The 19,879-nt window shown below is 67.2% G+C and carries 16 protein-coding genes and 1 tRNA gene; 7 read left to right on the forward strand and 10 right to left on the reverse strand.

The genetic code is table 11. From position 1 onward, the window contains the following. Positions 1 to 100 precede the first annotated feature (100 nt). Positions 101 to 2,254 carry a methyl-accepting chemotaxis protein gene (locus ACFSX5_RS07830; protein WP_386832714.1) on the reverse strand — a complete coding sequence of 718 codons (2,154 nt, stop codon included), beginning with the start codon at positions 2,252 to 2,254 and terminating at the stop codon, positions 101 to 103. Positions 2,255 to 2,679: 425 nt separating this feature from the next. Here ACFSX5_RS07830 and ACFSX5_RS07835 point away from each other — a divergent pair, with 425 nt between their 5' ends. After that, positions 2,680 to 2,970, forward strand: a complete 291-nt coding sequence (locus ACFSX5_RS07835; RefSeq protein ID WP_386832715.1) for a YggT family protein — start codon at positions 2,680 to 2,682, stop codon at positions 2,968 to 2,970. 4 nt (positions 2,971 to 2,974) lie between these two features. Continuing rightward, complete coding sequence (locus tag ACFSX5_RS07840) at positions 2,975 to 3,286, forward strand: DUF167 family protein (protein WP_386832716.1); 312 nt, start codon at positions 2,975 to 2,977, stop codon at positions 3,284 to 3,286. Positions 3,287 to 3,289: 3 nt separating this feature from the next. On the opposite strand, the gene ACFSX5_RS07845 is transcribed toward ACFSX5_RS07840, so the two are convergent. The 4 genes from ACFSX5_RS07845 to tsaD are packed head-to-tail and all read right to left on the reverse strand — an operon-like array spanning position 3,290 to position 6,078. Beyond that, the gene (locus ACFSX5_RS07845) at positions 3,290 to 3,724 is read right to left on the reverse strand and encodes an EVE domain-containing protein (RefSeq protein ID WP_386832717.1); all 435 of its coding nucleotides are present in this window, start codon (positions 3,722 to 3,724) and stop codon (positions 3,290 to 3,292) included. 3 nt (positions 3,725 to 3,727) lie between these two features. Next, positions 3,728 to 4,021, reverse strand: a complete 294-nt coding sequence (locus tag ACFSX5_RS07850; RefSeq protein ID WP_386832718.1) for a YciI family protein — start codon at positions 4,019 to 4,021, stop codon at positions 3,728 to 3,730. A gap of 4 nt (positions 4,022 to 4,025) precedes the next feature. Then, positions 4,026 to 5,009: an NAD(P)H-dependent glycerol-3-phosphate dehydrogenase gene (locus tag ACFSX5_RS07855; RefSeq protein WP_386832719.1), complete on the reverse strand. Its 984-nt coding sequence runs from the start codon at positions 5,007 to 5,009 to the stop codon at positions 4,026 to 4,028. After that, positions 4,999 to 6,078, reverse strand: a complete 1,080-nt coding sequence (tsaD, locus tag ACFSX5_RS07860) for a tRNA (adenosine(37)-N6)-threonylcarbamoyltransferase complex transferase subunit TsaD (protein ID WP_386832720.1) — start codon at positions 6,076 to 6,078, stop codon at positions 4,999 to 5,001. Before tsaD ends, ACFSX5_RS07855 begins: the two co-directional genes overlap by 11 nt. 57 nt (positions 6,079 to 6,135) lie before the next feature. Here tsaD and hemC point away from each other — a divergent pair, with 57 nt between their 5' ends. The 5 genes from hemC to ACFSX5_RS07885 all read left to right on the forward strand — a co-directional run bounded on the left by hemC (position 6,136) and on the right by ACFSX5_RS07885 (position 10,631). Then, a complete protein-coding gene (hemC, locus tag ACFSX5_RS07865; protein WP_386832721.1) occupies positions 6,136 to 7,080 on the forward strand; it encodes a hydroxymethylbilane synthase in 945 nt (314 codons plus the stop codon). Next, the gene (locus ACFSX5_RS07870; protein ID WP_386832722.1) at positions 7,077 to 7,805 is read left to right on the forward strand and encodes a uroporphyrinogen-III synthase; all 729 of its coding nucleotides are present in this window, start codon (positions 7,077 to 7,079) and stop codon (positions 7,803 to 7,805) included. Before hemC ends, ACFSX5_RS07870 begins: the two co-directional genes overlap by 4 nt. Positions 7,806 to 7,836: 31 nt before the next feature. Further along, complete coding sequence (locus ACFSX5_RS07875) at positions 7,837 to 9,105, forward strand: COG4223 family protein (protein WP_386832723.1); 1,269 nt, start codon at positions 7,837 to 7,839, stop codon at positions 9,103 to 9,105. Beyond that, complete coding sequence (locus ACFSX5_RS07880; protein WP_386832724.1) at positions 9,102 to 10,460, forward strand: heme biosynthesis protein HemY; 1,359 nt, start codon at positions 9,102 to 9,104, stop codon at positions 10,458 to 10,460. The genes ACFSX5_RS07875 and ACFSX5_RS07880 overlap by 4 nt, the downstream gene beginning before the upstream one ends. Positions 10,461 to 10,555: 95 nt before the next feature. Next, positions 10,556 to 10,631: transfer RNA gene (locus tag ACFSX5_RS07885), tRNA-Thr, on the forward strand. A 32-nt stretch (positions 10,632 to 10,663) separates the two neighbouring features. Here the strand turns inward: ACFSX5_RS07885 and ACFSX5_RS07890 are convergent. The 5 genes from ACFSX5_RS07890 to ACFSX5_RS07910 form a co-directional block, all read right to left on the reverse strand. Further along, a complete protein-coding gene (locus ACFSX5_RS07890; protein WP_386832725.1) occupies positions 10,664 to 11,425 on the reverse strand; it encodes an N-acyl amino acid synthase FeeM domain-containing protein in 762 nt (253 codons plus the stop codon). A gap of 125 nt (positions 11,426 to 11,550) precedes the next feature. Further along, positions 11,551 to 13,863, reverse strand: a complete 2,313-nt coding sequence (locus ACFSX5_RS07895) for a putative bifunctional diguanylate cyclase/phosphodiesterase (RefSeq protein WP_386832726.1) — start codon at positions 13,861 to 13,863, stop codon at positions 11,551 to 11,553. Positions 13,864 to 14,016: 153 nt separating this feature from the next. Further along, positions 14,017 to 17,460 (reverse strand): error-prone DNA polymerase, encoded by a 3,444-nt coding sequence (locus tag ACFSX5_RS07900; protein WP_386832727.1) that lies wholly within the window; start codon positions 17,458 to 17,460, stop codon positions 14,017 to 14,019. Then, positions 17,457 to 19,076, reverse strand: coding sequence for a Y-family DNA polymerase (locus ACFSX5_RS07905; protein ID WP_386832728.1), 1,620 nt, complete (start codon positions 19,074 to 19,076; stop codon positions 17,457 to 17,459). Before ACFSX5_RS07905 ends, ACFSX5_RS07900 begins: the two co-directional genes overlap by 4 nt. Then, positions 19,015 to 19,818 (reverse strand): ImuA family protein, encoded by an 804-nt coding sequence (locus tag ACFSX5_RS07910; RefSeq protein ID WP_386832729.1) that lies wholly within the window; start codon positions 19,816 to 19,818, stop codon positions 19,015 to 19,017. Before ACFSX5_RS07910 ends, ACFSX5_RS07905 begins: the two co-directional genes overlap by 62 nt. Positions 19,819 to 19,879: the final 61 nt, after the last annotated feature.

A 19,879-nucleotide genomic window follows, 5' to 3' on the forward strand; every position in this document is an offset into this window, starting at 1 on the left:
GCGGTTCACCCCCACGGCAGAAACGCGAATTCTCAACCCCTCACCCGCCGCTACGCGTCGACCTCTCCCCTCAGGGGAGAGGTGAGTTGGGGCCTGACCTTTACGCCGCCCGCCGCTTCTCGGGGGGCGCCTTCTGTTCCACCTGGAACACGGCGACGATCTCGTCCAGCGAACGCGCCTGCGCTTCGGTCTGGCCGATGGCGGCATTGGTTTCTTCGACCAGGGCGGCGTTGTGCTGGGTCATTTCGTCGAGCTGGCGGACGGCGCCGGTGACTTCGTCGATGGCGGCGGCCTGGTCGCGGCTGGCGCGGGCGATGGCTTCCACCAATTCGCTGTTCTGGCGGGCGGCGTCGAGCATCTGGGCGAGCCGTTCGGCGGCGCCCGACACCAGTCTGCTGCCGCTCGTCACCTCGTCGGCAGAGCGTTCCACCAGCGCCTTCACTTCCGCCGAGGCTCCAGCGGCTGACTGCGCCAGCCGGCGGACTTCCACCGCCACTACGGCGAAGCCCTTGCCGGCTTCACCGGCGCGGGCTGCCTCCACGGAGGCGTTGAGGGCGAGCAGGTTGGTCTGGAAGGCGATGTCGTCGATCAGGCCGATGATATTGGAGATCTTGGCCGAGGAGTCCCGGATCCGCTCCATGGCTTCGGTCGCCTCGGCCATCACGGCGCCGCTCTGTCCGGCGGTATCAGAGACGGCCGCAGCCTTGCCGGCAGCGTCGCGCGCCATGCGGGCATTGCTGGCCACGGTTTCCGCCAGGGCTTCCATGGCAGCTGAGGTCTCCTCGATGGTTGCGGCCTGGCGGGTGGTGCGCTCGCTGAGGTCGTTGGCACCCGACAGGATTTCCTCGGTCGCCGAGCGGATCGAGCGTGACGTTCCCTTGAGCTCGCCGATGACGTCGGCAAAGCGCTGCACCGTGCCATTGAGGGCGTGGCGCAGATCCTCGAACTGCGGATCGAACGCGGTGTCGATGGTGTGGGTTAGGTTGCCCTGCGCCAGCTCCGCGAGGCCGGCCCCGATCGCCGCCACCGCCTGCTTGCGGGCGGTGACGTCGGTTGCAAACTGCACCACCTTGTACGGCAGCCCGTCTAGCCCGAGAATGGGCGTGAAGGTGCTCTGAATCCACACCTCGCGACCGTCGCTGGTGCGGCGGCGATATTCGCCGCTCTTGAACTGGCCGGCAGCCAGATCGAGCCAGAACTGCCGGTACGACGCCGAGGCCGGATCGGCTTCGAACAGGAAATGGCCGTTGGACACGCCCACCACCTCCTCCAGACGGTAGCCGAGGAAATCGAGGAAGTTGCCGTTGGCGGTGATCAGTTCGCCGGTGAGGGTGAACTCGGCAACAATCTGCGAGCGCGAGATGGCGTCGAGCTGGCCGGTATGGTCGGCAGCCACGCTCAGATGCCGCTCGGTTTCGGCACCGAGTTCGGCCACCCGCTCGGCATTGGCGCGGAACACCTCCACCGCCCGCGCCATGGCGCCGATCTCGTTGCGATTGTCGGTATAGGGTACGGGCTCGTCGAGCCTGCCATCGGCGATGGCGCTCATGGTGGTGGAGAGGCGCGGAATGGGACGGGTGAGGACCCGCGACAGCAACAGTGCCAGGGCGCCCACCGTCAGCAGGGCGACGCCAGCGACGCCAGCCAGCATGATCAGGGTTTCCCCGACCACGGAATTGATCGGCGCCTTCTCGACCGCAATGGCGAGCACACCGATGACCTGACCGTCGGCCATGGCGATGGGTTGGTAGAGGGTATAGTAGTCGATCCCCGAAATCGTCGCTTCGGCGCGGACCGGCTGGTTGGCGACAAGGGACTCGAACAGCGGCGTGCCGGCGGTGATCGGCATGTCCAGCAGCCGCTCGCCGGCCGGGTCGAGCAGGCTGGTGGTACCCACCATCATGTCGGGACCGGCTTCGGGGTCATAGACATAGATTGACGCGTCCTGCCCGGCGACCCGGGCGATGGTGTCGATCACGTCATGGGTGCGGAAGCGCGGCATGGAGCGCATGGTCAGCGCCGCGACATTGCCGGCCTCGTCGGAGATAACCTCGAGGCTCGGCAGGTTGACCTGCAGGATCGAGGCACTGATGCGGGTGGCGCTGGCAACCGCGGTGTCCGCCTCCTCACGCACCGTGCCGGACAGGCTGATGAACAATCCCAGCGTCACCGCTCCCACGGAGATGACGATGGAGCAAACCGCCAGGGCGGCAATGGCAAAGGTCAGGCGAATCCTGCCGAGCAGCGAACGCATTCTGGGTCACTCCGACATAGGGCCGCGCCTTCTGGCGCCGGCATGTGGCTCCTCCACGCGGTGGAGCCTGCGCCGCGATAGTTAAACCTGTGTTTATACCGTGATAAATCTCTAGCCATATCAAGGCCTTGCCTAATTTATCGGCAGAGTGCCCAAGGCTGCAGTTTGCGACGGGGCCGTTGCATTCTGCAACGCAGATCCGGAAGACGCCTCCGCCAATCGCCCGGAAACGCTGGTGGTTCGGCGATGGCATGGTTCTGGCAATGGTCCGCTTGTCCGGAAACTTGTGCATGCGTACCGGATGTCAGTCAGCGGGTCCCGCTTCTGCGACCGGGGCGGGACCCCCGACACCTTCCGGCGGGGCTGCACTTGCCGCCACCGCCGCCAGCCACTAGATATCGTTGCGTTTTCAACCGGAGACGACCATGCGCGCCGTGCTCGACATCATCCTGCTGATCCTCCAGCTCTACTGGTGGGTCGTGCTCGCCATGATCATCATGAGCTGGCTGATCTCGTTCAACGTGATCAATACGCGCAATCAGTTCGTCGCCTCGGTCTGGCGCATCCTCAACCAGCTCACCGAGCCGGTGCTGCGCCCCATCCGCCGCATGATGCCGAACCTGTCGGGCCTCGATATCAGCCCGATCATCCTGTTCATCATCATCTTCTTCATCGAGCGGATCATCATCTACTACATCTATCCCAACGTCTTCTGAGGCAGTGGCAGCGCAGTGCTGGCGGCCGGTCGAGGCCGGGCTCGAGCTGTTCCTGCGGGTGACCCCCAACAGTGGCCGCGACGTCATAGACGGCGTGGAACTGCGTGACGACGGCCGCGCCGTGCTGCGGGTACGGGTCAGTGCCGTGCCCGACAAGGGCAAGGCCAACACGGCCGTAGTGGCGCTGATCGCCAAGGCGCTCGGCGTCCCGAAGAGCGCGGTGCAACTGGTCAGCGGCGAAACGGCGCGGCTTAAGACGCTGCGGATCGAGGACGACGTCGAGGCACTGGGCGCCCGGATCGAAGCCTTGGGATAACCGCTACTTGCCGCCGAGGCGGCAGACGATGTCCCACTCTTCCGGTGTCACGCGCGACACCGACAGCCGCGACAGGCGCACCAGTTCCATCTGCTCGAGACCCGGCGTCTGCTTGATCGTAGCCAGCGTCACTGGCTTCGGGAGCGGCTCGACCGACTGCACGTCGACGCACTCCCACACCACTTTGCCCTTGTCGTTCGGCTCGGCGGTGGAATCCTTGTGGGCCGGCGCCACGATCTTCATGATGCCGACCACCTCCTTGCCGATATTGGAGTGGTAGAAGAAGGCGAGGTCGCCCACTTCCATTTCCTTCATGTTGTTGCGCGCGGTGAAGTTACGCACGCCGTGCCACTCCTCCGCCTCCCCCTTCGCCGTCTTGGCGACGAGGTCGTCGAAGGAAAACACGTCCGGCTCGGATTTCATCAACCAATAGGCCATGGCTCACTTCCCGATATCGACATTGTCGATGGCGACGCGCCACGGCTTGATCTCGTAGGAGCCGAAAATCCCCTCCTTGATGAAAGGGTCGGCTTCGAAAGCGGCCGTGGCTTCCTCGATCGAGGCCGCTTCGAGCACCATCAGCGAGCCTTCAGGATTGCCGGCTTCGTCGAGCAGAGCACCGGCCAGCTTCAGCCTGGTGCCGAGGCTGTTGAGGTGATCGAGATGCACTGGGCGCGTGGCGGTCCGCTGTTCGGCAGTGCCGGGCTTGTCCTTGGCGATCAGGGCATAGAGCATGGGGTCAGTCCTCCCGCTTGAGTGGGCGGGACATCAGCCCCGCAACGACAGTGGCGATATCGGCCTCGCCGGCCAGCACCTGCACCACGGCATCGACCAGCGGCGCGTCGACGCCCGTATCGCGGGCGAGTTGCCGCGCCACGGGCGCGGTCCACATGCCTTCGGCAAGCCCGACATCGGCGGTGATGTCCTCGGGCCGGCGGCCGGCACCCAGCGCCATGCCGAAGCGGTAGTTGCGCGACTGCGCCGAGGTGCAACTGAGGGTGAGGTCACCAAGGCCCGCCAGCCCGGTGAGCGTTGATGTGGAGCCGCCCAAGGTCCGGACCAGCCGCGCCAGTTCGGCAAAGGCGCGCGCGATCAACGCCGACCGGGCGGAGGCGCCGAGACCGGCGCCTTCCACCGCACCACAAGCGAGCGCGTAGACATTCTTGAGCGCGCCGGCGAGTTCGACGCCGATCCGGTCATCGGCGGCGTAGGGCCGGAAGCTCGGCCCTGCCAGCGCGGTAGCGAGATCGGAGGTGTCGCTGGGATCGTCCCCCGCCAGCGTCACGGCGGTGGGCCGGCCGGCGGCCACGTCGGCAGCAAAGCTGGGGCCCGAAAGGACGAACGGGATGGCCTCCGGCGCCATGTCGCGCAAAATCTCGCTCTGGCGCAGGAGCGTGCCGGTTTCGAGGCCCTTGGCTGACAGCACCACCGGCTTGCCCGCGAAGAGGTCCGGCGGCAGGGCGGTCAGCAGGGTCCGGGTCGCTTGCGCCGGGACCGCAAGGATAACGAAATCGGCGGCCTGTGAGGTTGCGGTGGGGCGTACGGCCTCGTGAAGGATCACGCCGGGCAGGTAGCGCGCATTCATCCGCGCAGCATTCATCGCTTCGGCTTCGGCCGGATCGCGCAGCACCAGCTCGACTTGCCGCCCGGCCATGGCTGCGGCCTGCGCCAGGGCCGTGCCCCAGGAGCCGCCGCCGAATACCGAAACGGTTTCAAGCCGCATCGGAGGCGACCTTCATGTCGGGGAGGTCGAGCGGCCAGCGCGGCCGCGCCACCACGTCGAGCCCATCGGTGACGCCGAGGGCCAGCCGCTCCGCGCCCGCCCAGGCAACCATGGCGCCATTGTCGGTGCAAAGGGCCGGCGGGGGGATGACCACGCGGGCTCCAGTGGCTTCGGCCGCGGCGCGCAGGGCGGCGCCGATCTGCTTGTTGGCAGCGACGCCGCCCGCCACCACCAGTTGCGGCGGATGCTCCGGCAGTTCGGCGCGGAACCGCTCCAGAGCCTGCCGGGTGCGGGTGCCGACCACGTCGCACGCTGCCGCCTGGAAGCTTGCGGCAATGTCGGCGACGTCCTGGTCCGAGAGCGGCTGGCGCTTCTCGGCTTCGAGCCGCACCGCCGTCTTGAGCCCTGAAAACGAGAAATCGAGCCGCTGCTCGCGCAACAGTGGACGCGGAAAGGCGAAGCGTTTCGGATCGCCATTGAGCGCCGTGCGCTCCACCGCCGGACCACCGGGATGGCCGAGGCTGAGGAGCTTGGCGACCTTGTCGAAGGCTTCGCCCAGCGCATCGTCGATGGTCGAGCCCCAGCGCTCGTAGTCCCCGACCCCGCGCACCAGCACGAACTGCGAGTGCCCGCCCGAGACCAGCAGCATGAGGTAGGGAAAGGTTACGCCATCGGTAAGCCGGGCCGTCAGCGCGTGCGCCTCGAGGTGGTTGACCGCCACCAGGGGCTTGCCGAGCGCGGCCGCCAAGGCCTTGGCTGTGGTGAGGCCCACCAGCACGCCCCCGATGAGGCCCGGCCCGGCGGTGGCAGCGATGGCGTCGACCTCGGACAGCTCCATGTCGGCCTGCCGGGCGGCCTCGGCAATGATGCGGTCGAGATGCGTCACATGCGCACGGGCGGCCAATTCCGGCACCACACCGCCATATTGGGCATGTTCCTCCAACTGGCTGCGGACCACGTTGGAACGGATGCCCCCCTTGCCGGATTGGTCGCGCAGGACAATGGCCGCGGCGGTTTCGTCGCAGCTGGTCTCGATGCCGAGAACGGCCTGTGGTGCTTGCCCGGTCACAACGAACTGGCTACTCCCTCGGGGGTATGCTGATGCCTACTACGGGAAGAAAGACCATTGCAATCGCCGCTCCCCTTCCTTCGTCTCGGCACCCGCGGTAGCCCGCTGGCGCTGGCGCAGGCGCGCCTGGTGCGGCGGCTGCTGGCGGAAGCCCATTCCGTGCCCGAGGACGACATCGCCATCGAGGTGATTTCGACCGGCGGCGACCGCTCGCAGGCATCCAATGCCAGCCTGACCGAGATCGGCGGCAAGGGTCTGTTCACCAAGGAAATCGACGAGGCGATGCTCCAGGGCCGCGTCGATGTGGGGGTGCATTCCAGCAAGGATGTCGCCACGCGCCTGCCGGACGGATTGCGGCTCGCGGCCTTCCTCGAACGCGAGGATGTGCGCGACGCCTTCATCTCGGTGACGGTGCAGAGCCTCGACCATCTGCCGGAGCGGGCGAAGTTCGGCACCTCCTCCATTCGGCGCAAGGCGCAGGTGCTGCGCCAGCGCCCCGATCTCGAAGTCGTGCCCTTCCGCGGCAATGTCGGCACACGGCTCGAAAAGCTCATGAGCGGCGTCGCCGATGCCACCATGCTGGCGATGGCGGGCCTCAACCGCCTGGGTGAAAGCCACCGCGCCACCGCCGTGCTCGATCCCGAGCTGTTCATGCCGGCGCCGGCGCAGGGCGCGATCGGCCTTGCCGTCCGCTCCGACGACGAGCGCGCCGCCGCCCTAGTGGCGCCGCTCGACCATGCACCGACCCATCGCACTCTGATCGCCGAACGGGCGATGCTGGCGGTGCTCGACGGCTCCTGCCGCACGCCGGTGGGGGCACTGACCACGATTGGCGGCACCGGCCTGACCCTGCGTGGCGAAATCCTCAGCCTCGATGGCCAGACATCGTTCACCGCCGGCGCCGATGGCGACGATCCGCTGGTGGTCGGCCGGCAGGTCGGCGAGGACCTCGTGGCGCAAGCCGGGACCGAGTGGCTGGCGCAATGGGCGGCCGAGACATGACCCGCATGCTGGTGACCCGCCCAGAGCCCGACTCGCAGACCACGGTGTCCAAGCTGGCGGCGCTCGATATCGAAGCGGTCGCAGCGCCGCTGATGGTACGCCAGACGCTGCCGGTGAGCCTGCCGCCGCCGGCTGGTTTTCAGGCGATCGTCTTCACCAGCGCCAATGGCATCCGCTCGCTGGCTGATCGCGGCGTCATCGACCAGTATCTTCATCTGCCGGTCTTCGCCGTCGGCGACCGCACGGCCCGCGACGCCGAGGCTGCCGGTTTCCACCGCGTCAGCAGCGCCGCCGGAGCGCTGCAGGACCTCGTCAACGCCATCTCCCTGTCGGGCGTCCGCGGGCCGCTGTTCCACGCCACCGGCAAGCACCAGAGCGGCGATCTCGCCCAGGCGCTCGCTCCGTTCGGGGTGATGGTGGTGACCGCCAAGCTCTACGACATGGTGGCCGAACCGAGCTTGCCGCCGGAAATCCTCGCCCGTCTCGGCGACGACATCGGCGCGGTGCTGCTTTATTCGCGCCGCACGGCCGAGATTTTCGTCGAGGTGACGCGCGAGCTGGCGCCGGAGCGGCGGCGGCGGCTGGGCCTGCTCTGCCTTGCCGAGCAGGTAGCGGAGCCGCTGCTCGAAGCCGGCTTTGGCCGCATCAATCTCGCCGACCGGCCCGATGAAGATGCGATGATGGCGCTCGCGCTGGCTTTTGCCCGCGAGCAAACTGGGCCATGATCAGGCACGAATAGGGAGCACGTCGACAGGCATGGCCGATACACCGGGCGACACCCCCAAACCTACCGACCCCAAGGCGCCGAAGCCCGGGGACACCCCCGCTGCGGCCGCTCGTTCCAGCGCGGTCAAGCCGCCGGTGCTCGACCTCAAGGCCAAGGACAGCAAGGACGGCAAGCCCGAGGCTGAAGCCAAGCCCGCTGCCGACAAGAAGCCCGCGGACAAGCCGAAGCCTGCATCGACGGCGCCGAAAAGCACTGCCGAACCGGAGCGCTCGTCGGGTTCCGGCAGCGCCGTTCTTGCAGCCATCGGTGGCGGCGTGATCGGCCTCGCTGCAGCCTACGGCCTGGCCTGGGCAGGCTTGTGGCCGACGCAGCCGGTGCCGCCGCCACCCGAAGATCCGCGGCTGGGGCAGTTCAGCGCCAGCCTTGGCGAACTGGAAACGGTCGCGTCCACCACCCAGTCCGAACTCGCTGCGCTGAACCAGCGCCTGGCGGCGCTCGAAACCGCCGAACCTTCCCCGGTCGCGGCGGCCGAGCCGGTGGATGTCGCCGGGCTCGAAGCCGACATCGCCGCGCTGGCAGGCCGCATTGATTCGCTGTCCCAGCAACCGGCTCCATCGGCCGACCCCGAGGCCCTGGCGAGCCTCGAAGAGCAGCTCGGCGCTCTGGGCGGCCGGCTGGACGAAGTCGCCGCCCGCCTCGGCACCGCCGAAGCCGAGCTCCGCACCCTCGACACCGCCGTCGCCGAGGCCAACCAGACGCTCTCGGCGCAGCCGGAAGACATCGCCGCGGTGCTGCAACTGCCGCTGATCGTCTCCGGTCTCGAGACAGCCTTCACCATGGGCCGGCCTTATGAGAGCGAGTTGTCGGCCCTGCGCGCTGCCATGCCCGAGCTCAGCATTCCGGCACCGGTTGCCGACGCCGCAGCGACTGGCCTCGCCCGCCCCGATACCATCGAGACCGAACTGCGCAATGCCGTGCCGGCGATGCTGGCCGGCCGGCCGGGCGACCCCGATGCCAACTGGCAGGATGGAGCGCTCGACTGGTTCTCCTCGGCCATCGCGCTGCGCCCCATCGGCGAAGTGGAGGGTGACTCCCCTGAGGCGGTGCTGTCGCGACTCGAGGCGGCGGTCGCCCGTCGTGATTTCATTGCCGCCGACGAATTGATGGGTGAGCTTCCCGATTCGATGCGTGCCGCTGCCGGCGAGTTGCCGCGCCGCATTGCCGCCCAGGCGGAAGCTGCCCGGCTGCTGAGCACCGTGCGCGCCGGCGCCACCACCAACACGGATGCTGCTTCATGATCCGCTTGGCGCTGTGGATTGCCGGGAGTCTCTTGGTCGCCGCCCTGGCCACCTGGCTGATCTCGCTGCCGGGGACGCTGACGCTGGAGGTGGCGGGGCTTCGCATGCAGCCGCAGCTCGGCACCGCCGTGTTCATCCTGATCGTGGCGGCACTGCTGGTGATTGCCGTCTGGGCCATCGTTCGTCGGGTGATCGGCGCTCCGTCGGCAATGGCGCGCCGCAACCGTCAGCGGCGGCGCGAGCAGGGCGTTGCCGCCCTCTCCGATGCCGTGGTGGCACTGCAGGCCGGCGACGCCCTCAAGGCCCGGCTGCTGGCCCGCGAAGCCCGGGCGCGCCTCCCGGCCAACACGGCCGCGCGGTTGCTGGAAGCCCGCGCCGACCTCGCCCTGGGCGACATGGCCGCCGCCCGCGAGCACTACCGGGCGCTCCTCTCCAACGAAGAAACAGCGCTCGCCGCCCTTGCCGGGCTCTATGAGCAAGCCCGCAGCCAGCATCGGCCCGAGGCGGCGATGACCTTCGCCAAAAAGGCGCTGGCGCTGTCGCCGACCAGCGGCTGGGCCGCCAATGCCGTGTTCGAGGATCTGGTGCGCGAGGCGCGCTGGTCCGAGGCCGTCGCCATGGTCAATGCCGAACAGCCCACCTCTCGCGAGGCCAAAGCCCGCAAGCGCCGGCGCCAGGCGGTGATCGAGACGGCCCGGGCGCGCGAAGCCGAAGAAACCAATCCGATGGCCGCGCTCGAACATGCCCTGACCGCGCTGCGCCTCCTGCCCGATTTCGTGCCGGCGGCACTGATCGCGGCGCGCATCCATTCGAGCCGCGGCGAAACCCGGCGTGCCGCGAGCCTGTTGCGCCGCATCTGGCGCGCCACCGGTCATCCCGACGCGGCGGCGCTCTATGCCCACGTCCAGCCTGGGGCCTCGGCGGTGGAACGCCTGCGGCGCCTTGGCGAGATCATCGAAATGCCGCCGCCGGACCGGGCCAGCGCCATGGCCATGGCCCGCGCCGCCATCGACGCCTATGACTGGACCACCGCCCGCAAGGCGCTGGAGGATTTCACCGGCACCGAGATGACCCAGGGCGTCGCCGCACTGATGGCCGAGATCGAGGAAGGCGAGCATGGCGACCAGGGCAAAGCCCGCGAGTGGCTGGCCCGCGCCATGACCGCCCCGCGTGATCCGGTCTGGACCGCGGACGGCATCGTCTCGGACGAATGGGAGCCGGTCTCCCCCGTGACGGGACGGCTGGACGCCTTCGAATGGAAGGTGCCGATGACCCGCAGCGAACGCCCACCCGAGCCGGTGTTGCCGGCGAGCACGCCGACCATGGCGCTGGCGCCGGTCGAGAGCACCGGTTGAGCTGGGCGTCAGCCGCGCCCTGCTGCACGTTCTCGTGCCTCGTGAAACCGCTTGCCTTGCCAAGCTCCGTGGCGCCTGCTAATGCCCCACCCGTCGCCGCAGTAGCTCAGTTGGTAGAGCACGTCATTCGTAATGATGGGGTCGGGGGTTCGAGTCCCTTCTGCGGCACCACGTTTCCCTGACATTGCCGAGCTGCAGCCGCCTCAGGCGGTTTCGCGTTCTTCCGTCATCTCCCGCAGGCGCATCGCCTGGCGTGCCGTCGGCACGATGATCTTCTGCGAGGCGCCGCGGTCGAAGACGGCCTCGCGCTCCTCGGCGGTCGAATCGAAGAACGGAAAGCGCGAAATCACGCGCGGGTACATCACCGGGATATAGGAGGCATAGAGACAGACCGGGAAGGTCAGTTCGCCCCAATATCCCTCCCCCGCCAGTTGCTCGGAGCCGAAGACTCGCCGGTAGAAAGCGGCGTGCTCGGGGCGGACGGAGGAGATGCAGTAGGTGGCGCGGAAGTGTTCGCACGCCATCACGGCGAGGCGCAGTGTGAGATACGGCAGCGCGGGGAACGCTAGGGAAGCTTCGTGGTCGGCCGTAAACCGGCTGGGATCGATGTAGCTGCCGCCCTTGTCGATGATGCCGCCCAACACGTCGGGCCAGATGGCCGCGCTCGGCGAGGTGCGATCGGCAGCGCTGGCAATGTGCAGCCGGATCGAACTCACCAGCGTGTCGTCGATATAGAGCCCGTAGCAGTAGCAGTTGGCGGCGTCGTCATAGCCGTCGCGGGTGATCTGCTGCGAGTTGACCGGGATGAACTCTTCGCGCCGATAAGCCTCGTAGCGCAACCGGTAGACGGGATCGAACTGCTCTTCGGGAGATACCCGCCGATAGTGAATCCGGTCCAGCAGGTCCATCAACGTCAACGCGAATCGTGAAGGACCGCTCTGCGGCCGCTCGCCCGCTGCACTCATTACCAACCCCCAGCTTGCTGCGGCAGTATTAACGTCTTGTTAAACAATTGCCAAACAACAAAATTCGTTGCAGCGCGGTCCTATCGCGGAACCACGGCGCACAAAACGGCTGAAATTATCGGTACTTACAGGCCGTTAACCACACCAGCAACTTGCAGGTTCGGACGCACGGCCGCCCGGTTCATCCGGCGGATCAGTTCGGCGGCGTCGCTGGCCGGAAGAGGGCGGCTGAACAGGTAACCCTGCACCTGCTGGACATCGGTGTGGTTCAACAGATGCGCAAGCTGCGCCTCGGTCTCCACGCCTTCGGCCACCACCGTCAGATCGAGATCCCGACCCACGCGCGCGACGCTGGCGAGCAGGCGCAGCGCCCGCGGATTCTCGTCGATATCGGTCAGGAAGGAGCGATCGATCTTGAGCTTGGTGAAGGGCAGCGCGTTGAGATAGCTGAGCGAGGAATAGCCGGTGCCGAAATCGTCGAGCGCAATGCCGATACCGCGTTCCGACAAGGCTTCCAACACGTTGCGCGCCATGTGCTGTTCTTCGATCACGGCGGTTTCGGTGACTTCGATCTCGAGCCGTTCGGGCTTGAGGCCGGAGCAGGCCAAGACCTCGTCGACGGCTCCGGCGAGGTCGAGCGTGCGGAAGTCGCGTGCCGAAATGTTGACTGCAACACCGACGCCGCCTGACCATCCGGCGCATTCACGCGCGGCCGTCTCGAGCACCCACTCGGTAATGTCGCAGATAATGCCCATCTCCTCGGCCAGCGGGATGAACACCGCCGGCGAAATCTCGCCGAGTTCTGGGTGCTCCCAGCGCGCCAGCGCCTCGCAGCTGACGACCCGGCGCGTGGTGATGTCGAGCAGCGGCTGAAACGCCAGGGATAGCGACCTGGCCTGCACCGCCTGCTTGAGATCCGCCTTGAGCCGCTGCCGATAGTGATAATCGGTATCGAGCTGAGCATGGAAGATCTGCGCGCGCCCCTTGCCGCCGCTCTTGGCCGTATAGAGTGCCAGATCCGCCTTGGTCATCAATTCGTCGAACTGCGCCTCGGGATCGTCGGAGGTGACCAGCCCCACGCTGGCGTTGACGTTGAGCGTCAGCCCGTCGAGCCGGAACGGCTCGTGGAAGGCGGCAAGCAACGCCTGTGCTTCCGCCCCGGCGGCCCCGATATCGCCGACACTGCTGCGATAAACGATGAACTCGTCGCCACCCAGACGCGCGAGAATGGAGCCGGGCGGGAGGGCTGCCTGAAGCCGCCGCGCCACCTGCATCAGCAATTCGTCGCCGGCCAGATGGCCGTAGGTGTCGTTCACGTGCTTGAAATCGTCGACGTCGATGATCATCAGCGCCGCCGTTCCCGGCGGCCCGTTGCGGCGGGCATCGAGGTCTTCGGCGGCGAGCTCACCGAAATAGGTGCGGTTCGCGAGGCCGGTCAGGGCGTCGTGACGCGCCATGAAGCTGATGCGTTCCTCGGCGGCGACCCGCTCGCTGATGTCTTCGAACAGCAAGACGCTGCGCGACTGGCGGGAACTGACGGTGACCTCGTAATAGGTGCCACCGTCCACCGACAGCAGCACCTTGCCGCTGAGATGGCGGCCGATGATCTCTTCCAGCCGATCGATGGCGGTGCGGGGCACCTTGTTTTCGGAACGCAGTGCCTCAAGCACGGAACCGAGCCGGCGTCCGATCAGGTTGCTCACCCCCAGTTCTTCGAGGGCGCGGGTCGCCCGCTCATTGGCAACGCTCACGCGGCCGGTTTCATCGAGCATGCACAGCCCGTGTTCCAGCGTGGTGAGGGCGATATCGAGTTCGGTGGCGAGGCGCGAGGCCTCGACGCGCCCATGCACGGCGCTGAGCAACAATGAGCGGATGTCGCCGGCGAGCTTGCGATAGCTGGCGAGCATGACGAACAGCAAGGCTGCCAGCACGACGTGGTAGATGTCGCCGTGGGATGCGTAGCCGATGGAGAGCGGCACGATCACCGCCAGCATCTGGAAGGTGACCAGCCGATCGAGACCGAAGTTGCGCGCGCAGATGCCCACCATCACGGCGATCGAGATCGAGGCACTGGAGAGCGAGGCAAACGGATCGACCACGAAGGCCATGGAGACCAGGCACCACAGCCCGTAGACCAGGGCGAGCAGCGATCCTGACAGGACGGCGCGGTTTTCCCAGTGTTCGGCCCCGGCGGCATCATCCGGCTCGATGTCGGCCTTCCAGAAGGCACGCATGTCGAAATAGCGGATGATGCCGATGGCGATAAACGCCAGCGCAATCAGGTAGAGCGGCAGCGAGCCGGTCTTGGCGGCACCCATTCCGGCGGCGACGGCACTGGCAAACACACCGGCCAGCATGGCACGCCGGTCAGTGTAGACGGAGCGGATGATCGACACGTAGTCGAGCGCCGGCATTGTGGTGCGGGCGGAATGGAACACGAGGGGCCTCGCAGTGGTCGTGTGTCCAGACAACGCCCGAGCGCCTTAATTTCGGCTTGCTACGAGCCGGTTCGGGAGGAATTCGATAGCTTTTCCAAAAGGGTGGTGAACCAAGGGCTAATACGGAAGGGACAATTCCGGAGGTCGGGGCCCTCAATGGAAGTTCCGCCCGCTGGGCAGGGCCTGGTAGGCGCGGCGGCGGGCCAGGTCTTCCTCGCGCACGGCCTGCCTCTCGCGACTCTGGCTGCCGGCCGGGCCGGCTTTGCCCTCATCGGCGCGGGCGAGGACGGCGTCACCCAAGTCCTTGCCATTGCTGATCTCGAGCAGTTGCGGGGTGAGGTCGACCAGTTCCTCGGCGATGATGTGGACCACAAGGCCCTCGCGCTGCAACTGCCCGCGCACCGCCAGCATGCGGCTTGCCAGCACCGTCTTGCGGTTGGCCTCGAACACTTTCGGCCAGATGACGACGTTGGCGACCCCCGTCTCGTCCTCAAGGGTCGCAAAGATCACCCCGCTCGCCGTGCCCGGCCGCTGGCGCACCAGCACCAGGCCCGCGACTTCGATGCGGTGCCCGGGCGTCACCCGGCCGAGATTGCAGGCTCTCGTGGTGCCGCGCGCCTCGAGCATGGGCCTGAGGAACTGCACCGGGTGACCCTTGAGCGACAGGGTGAGGCTCGAATAGTCGTGGATCACCTCTTCGCCGGGCGACATCAGCGGCAGCCCGGCAGACTCTTCCGGAGGGGCCGCGGCCGGCAGGCCGGAGGCGGCGAACAGCGGCAGCGTCTCGGCGCCATGGGTGCCGACCAGCCCCTTGACCGCCCACAGGGCCTCGCGCCGGTTGAGCCCGAGCGAAGCAAAGGCATCGGCGCGGGCCAGCTTTTCAAGGCTGGTGATCGGCACGCCGGTGCGGAGCCACAGGTCGCGCACCGAGGTGTAACCCGGGCCGCGACGGGCAACGATGCGGTTGATGTCGTTGTCGGCGAGCCCCTCCACCATGCCGAGCCCGAGCCGGATGGCGCGGGTGGAGTGGATGTCGCCCGCCATTTCGGCATGCTTGGGCCAGATATGCTCGCGAACCGGGTGCCCGTCCGTCTCGAGGAGCGATTCGAGATCGGACAGGTTCACGTCGGCGCTGCGTACCTCGACGCCGTGCTCGATCGCATCACGCACGATCTGCGACGGCGCATAAAAGCCCATGGGCTGCGAGTTCAAGAGCGCACAGGCGAAGACGTCGGGATAGTGGCATTTGAGCCAGCACGAGGCATAGACCAAGAGCGCAAAGGACGCCGCATGGCTTTCGGGAAAGCCGTATTCGGCAAAGCCCTGGATCTGGGCAAAGCTCCCCTTGGCGAACTCTTCCGTATAGCCGTTGGCGAGCATGCCGCCGATGAAATCCTCGCCGAACTGGGCGATCTTGCCGGTCCGCCGCCACGCCGCCATGGCCCGGCGCAACTGGTCGGCCTTGCCGGGTGAAAAGCCGGCGCCGACGATGGCGATCTGCATCGCCTGCTCCTGGAACAGCGGCACCCCGAGCGTTCGTCCCAGCACCCCTTCCAGCGCCTTGCTGGGGAAATGCACCGGTTCCAGCCCCTGCCGGCGCCGCAGATAGGGATGCACCATGTTGCCCTGGATCGGGCCGGGGCGGACGATGGCGACTTCGATGACTAGATCGTAGAACCGTTCCGGCTTGAGCCGTGGCAGCATCGACATCTGCGCCCGGCTTTCGATCTGGAACACCCCGATGGTGTCGGCGCGCTGAATCATGGCGTAGACCCGCGCCTTGTCCATCGGCCCCTCCCCCACCTCCTCGGCCAGGAGGTCGGTGAGCCGCAGATCCTGCCCGTAATGAAGGTGCATCAGCTCGAAGGCGCGGCGCAGGCAGGTCAGCATGCCGAGGGCGAGGATATCCACCTTGAGGATGCCGAGCGCGTCGATGTCATCCTTGTTCCACTCGATGATGGTGCGGCTGTCCATTGCCGACTTGCTGATCGGCACCAGGCTTTCGAGCGAGTCGCGGGTGATGACGAAGCCGCCCACATGCTGCGACAGGTGGCGCGGAAAGCCGCGCAGCACCTTGATCACCTCGAACATCTGCGCCAGCACCGGATCGTCCGGGTTGAGCCCGATGGAGCGCACCACGCCCAGGTCGAGCTTCGACCCCCAGCCCCAGTGCAACTGGTTGAAGGCGTTGACCGTGTCCTCGGAAACGCCGAACACCTTGGCGGTTTCGCGGATGGCGCTCTTGGAGCGGTAGGAAATGACGTTGGCGGTCAGCCCGGTGCGGCGGCCACCATATTTCTGGTAGACATACTGCATCACCTCCTCGCGCCGCTCGTGCTCGAAATCGACGTCGATATCGGGCGGCTCGTCGCGCTCGGTGGAGATGAAGCGGCCGAACACCAGCGTCGCCTGCTCGGGATTGACCTCGGTGATCTCGAGGCAGAAGCAGACTGCCGAATTGGCCGCCGAGCCGCGCCCCTGGCAGAGGATCTTGCGCTCGTAGCGGGCGAACATGACGATGTCGTGCACCGTCAGGAAATAGGCGGCATAGCGCTTGTAGGCGATGAGACAGAGTTCGGACCAGATCGAGCGCTTGAGCGTGTCGCTGATGCCGTTGGGGAAGCGCCTGGCCGCCCCCTCCCAGGTCAGCCGCTCCAGCGTTTCCTGCGCGGTTTCGCCGGTGCCGACGGTTTCTTCCGGATAGTTGTAGCGCAACTGGTCGAGCGAAAAGCCGATCCGCTCGATGAAACGCTGCGTCTCGGTGATGGCCGCGGGATGCTCGGCGAACAGCCGCGCCATTTCGCCGGCGGGCTTGAGGTGGCGCTCGGCATTGCCCGAGAGCCGGAACCCGGCCTGGTCCAGCGTCAGGTGCTCGCGGATGCAGGTGACCACATCGGCGACCATCCGCCGGTCCGGCTCGTGGTAGAGCACGTCATTGCTGGCGATCATGGCCGCGCCGTGCCGGCGGGCCAGCGTATCGACCCGGTTGAGCCGGGCCCGGTCGTCGCCGTCGAAGCGCACCACGCCCGCCACCCACACCCGCCCTGCCGCCACCGCCGCGAGCCGCGCCAGCGCCTTTTCCGTCAGCGCCCAGTTTCCTTCATCCGGCATCAGGATGAACAACTGCCCCTGGGCATAATTCTCCGGCGGCCCCTGCTCGATCTTGCCGGGCTGGCTGCCATCCACCAGATCGCTGAACCGGAGCACCGGCTTGCCCTTCTCGCCGCGCTGGTTGGCGACCGACAGCAGCTTGCACAGCCGTCCATAGGCGACGCGATTGGTGGGATAGGCGATGATGTCGGGCGTGCCGTCGGCAAAGCAGAGCCGCACTCCCACAAGGTAGCGGAAACCCGGGAACTTGTCGGCGAGTTCGCGCGCCGTCACATAGCCGCGCACCACCCCGGCAAAGCTGTTGCGGTCGCACACCCCCAGCGCCTTGAGCCCGAGATACATGGCGGCCGAGACCATTTCCTCGGGGTGCGAACCGCCATGGAGAAACGAGAAATTGGTGGTGGCGACCAGTTCGGCATAGGAGGCGACCCGCGGCTCGGCCCGCGGCACCCGCGACCGCTTCGGCAGGGCGACGACATCGCTCATGGAAAGAACCCGTGCAGGTACCACACCGGTGGCACCGGCCCGCCATAGAGCCCCAGCCGGAACACCCAGAAGCGGCGGCCGGCATCGTCCTCGACCACATAATAGTCGCGCGTTTCCGCATCGGGATCGAACTTGTCGATCTGGGGAAGATAAGGCCTGTCGCCCTCCGGCTCACCGGGCCTGGGCGGCGGGGGCGGCGGCACCAGTTCGAGCCGGCGGCCGCTGCGCCACCATTCGGCCCCCAGCCGCTCGGGGCCGGCCGCCTTGATCAGCCGGTAGCGCTCGCGCCGCCAGATCATTGCCGCCGGCAACCCGTCCGGCACTTCGGCGGCAATGGCGATCACTTCCGGCGCCGGCAACAGGCGCAGGGGTCGCGGCGTTCGCGGTGCCGCGTTCTCCGCCGGCCGCTCGTTGCTGACCACCAGCGCCGGCTTGAGCCGTGCCGCCCGCTCGGGAATGTGGCTGGCAACGAACTCGGTGCGCAGCACCGCCAGCGGTCCGAGCCGGCTCGCCATGCGATCATTGAGCTGATCGAGATCCTCGGCCCCGCTTTCCACCTGAAAGGCGCCGAACTGCACGGCATCGAGTTCGCCCACCGAACTCACCGCCAGCCGGATCATGTCGATGCCGAAGCCGGCATCGTATTCCCCCGACAGGCGCTCTGCCCGATGGGCAAAGAGCTGGGTGATATGTTCGGGCTCGCGCGTGGGCCGGGCGGAATTGACCGACAAGGACATCACCTTGTGGTCCACCCGGTAGAGGAACAGATGGAAGCTCTGCGCCCCCAGCCCTTCCGCCTCGAGCCGGATGCCGAGCTGAATGGCGAGGTCGTGCGTGGTCATAAGCACGTCGTCCATCAAGGCGATCGGGTCGGCGAAGCGCCGCTCGGCATAGCGCTCGGCCACCGGCAGGCGCGGCGTCATCCGCTCCTCGACATGGCCGAAGGCCTGGTCGAGCCGCAGCAGCAGCGACTGGCCGAACCGCGCCTGCAATGGCTTGCGCTCGCGGGCCCGCAACTGCCCGACGGTCTTGAGCCCCATCTGCGCCAGCGTTCCCGTCTGGAACGGATCGAGCCGAAGCGCCGCCACCGGCAGGGCATCGAGCACCGCCTCCATGTCGGCGGGTTCGACCACCTGCGAGCGGGCATAATGGCTCACCGCCCAGGCCGCGCCGATGGTGGGCGCAACGGCACCGGCCACGGTGTAGCCGAGGTCGCGCAGCCGCGTCAGCAGCATGCGCAGTATCGCCCGTTCGCCGCCGAACAGATGCGCCACCCCGGTGATATCGAGCACGAGGTCGCCGAAGCCGCTGACATCGGTCATTACCGACACCAGGGGACTGGCATTGGAGTGCCAGTCGGCAAACTCGGCAAAGCCGGCCTCGAGCAGCGGCCGGTCCATTTCCATGGCCGTAAGTTCGGGCAGCAGCGCCTTGGCATCGGCCAGGCTCTGGCCGAGATGAAGACCACGCCGGACCGCCTCGCTGTCGACGGCAGCAAGGCGCAGGCCGCCCTTGATCCGCTCATAGAGCGCCAGCGGCGCCCTGAGCTGATAGTCACGCCGTTTGAGGTAGTCCGTCGCCCAGTTGGGCAGGAACAGCACGAGAAACCGCCGCATCGGCGATGCGCTGTGCACCCCGGCGCTCAGGAGAGACTGCTGCCAATCCATCTTTCGACCATCCCAGAAGCCATTCGGCCGATTGCTTGATGAGGACCCCGCGCTCGAGTTCGGCCCGCCAGCGCACCGGACCGGGAGCCTTGTCATCAAAGGGTTTGCGGGCGCTCGGCGCCGGCTCGAGCCGCCAGCGCAGATGCGCTGCACTGGCTTCGCGCCCGGTGCCGTAGCGGAGCAGAAAAACCGAGGTGCCGGACTCGGCCGCCCTGAGGCTGAGCCGCCGGCTGGCGGTGAAATCGAGAATCTTGGCGGGCGCGCCGATATCGGCGACCACCGCTGCCACCGCCCGGCAGCCCAGCGCCTGTTCGGCGGCCCAGAGCAGTTCCTTGACGTCGTCCACCCGCACCAGGATCAGCGCCGCCGGATCGAAGCCGAAGCTGACAAGACCCGGCCCATAGGGCAGGCCGAGCTTCTGCGACTCGCCGGCGAGCTGGAGAAAGATCACTCCCGGCCGTGCCGCCTCGATCAGCCCCCGCGCCTGCGCCAGGGCAAAGCCCAGCGCCGCGCCGGCATTGCGCCGCTCGTCGGTGAAGATCTCCTGCAGCAGGCCACCGCCCAGCACGGGAAAATCGCCCGGCGTGAGTTCGACGCGCGAACGCGCTTCCAGCAGCGCTGGCCGGCGTTCGATATCGGCAATGGTATCCCGCAGCGCCGCGAGGCGCTGTTGACGATCCGTGGAGCCCATGAGCGCCACCCTTGTGAACAAAACAGGAACATCGTGACTCCGAATCCGAAAGGAGTCGAGT

Source organism: Devosia albogilva (genome assembly GCF_042685625.1).
In the GTDB taxonomy this organism is placed as follows: domain Bacteria; phylum Pseudomonadota; class Alphaproteobacteria; order Rhizobiales; family Devosiaceae; genus Devosia; species Devosia albogilva.

Excerpts from the sequence above, each read along its gene's own strand:
- ACFSX5_RS07830 (WP_386832714.1), bottom strand. The coding sequence starts at position 2,254 with ATGCGTTCGCTGCTCGGCAGGATTCGCCTGACCTTTGCCATTGCCGCC.
- ACFSX5_RS07835 (WP_386832715.1), top strand. The coding sequence starts at position 2,680 with ATGCGCGCCGTGCTCGACATCATCCTGCTGATCCTCCAGCTCTACTGG.
- ACFSX5_RS07845 (WP_386832717.1), bottom strand. The coding sequence starts at position 3,724 with ATGGCCTATTGGTTGATGAAATCCGAGCCGGACGTGTTTTCCTTCGAC.
- ACFSX5_RS07850 (WP_386832718.1), bottom strand. The coding sequence starts at position 4,021 with ATGCTCTATGCCCTGATCGCCAAGGACAAGCCCGGCACTGCCGAACAG.
- ACFSX5_RS07855 (WP_386832719.1), bottom strand. The coding sequence starts at position 5,009 with ATGCGGCTTGAAACCGTTTCGGTATTCGGCGGCGGCTCCTGGGGCACG.
- ACFSX5_RS07870 (WP_386832722.1), top strand. The coding sequence starts at position 7,077 with ATGACCCGCATGCTGGTGACCCGCCCAGAGCCCGACTCGCAGACCACG.
- ACFSX5_RS07875 (WP_386832723.1), top strand. The coding sequence starts at position 7,837 with ATGGCCGATACACCGGGCGACACCCCCAAACCTACCGACCCCAAGGCG.
- ACFSX5_RS07880 (WP_386832724.1), top strand. The coding sequence starts at position 9,102 with ATGATCCGCTTGGCGCTGTGGATTGCCGGGAGTCTCTTGGTCGCCGCC.
- ACFSX5_RS07890 (WP_386832725.1), bottom strand. The coding sequence starts at position 11,425 with ATGAGTGCAGCGGGCGAGCGGCCGCAGAGCGGTCCTTCACGATTCGCG.
- ACFSX5_RS07900 (WP_386832727.1), bottom strand. The coding sequence starts at position 17,460 with ATGAGCGATGTCGTCGCCCTGCCGAAGCGGTCGCGGGTGCCGCGGGCC.
- ACFSX5_RS07905 (WP_386832728.1), bottom strand. The coding sequence starts at position 19,076 with ATGCGGCGGTTTCTCGTGCTGTTCCTGCCCAACTGGGCGACGGACTAC.
- ACFSX5_RS07910 (WP_386832729.1), bottom strand. The coding sequence starts at position 19,818 with ATGGGCTCCACGGATCGTCAACAGCGCCTCGCGGCGCTGCGGGATACC.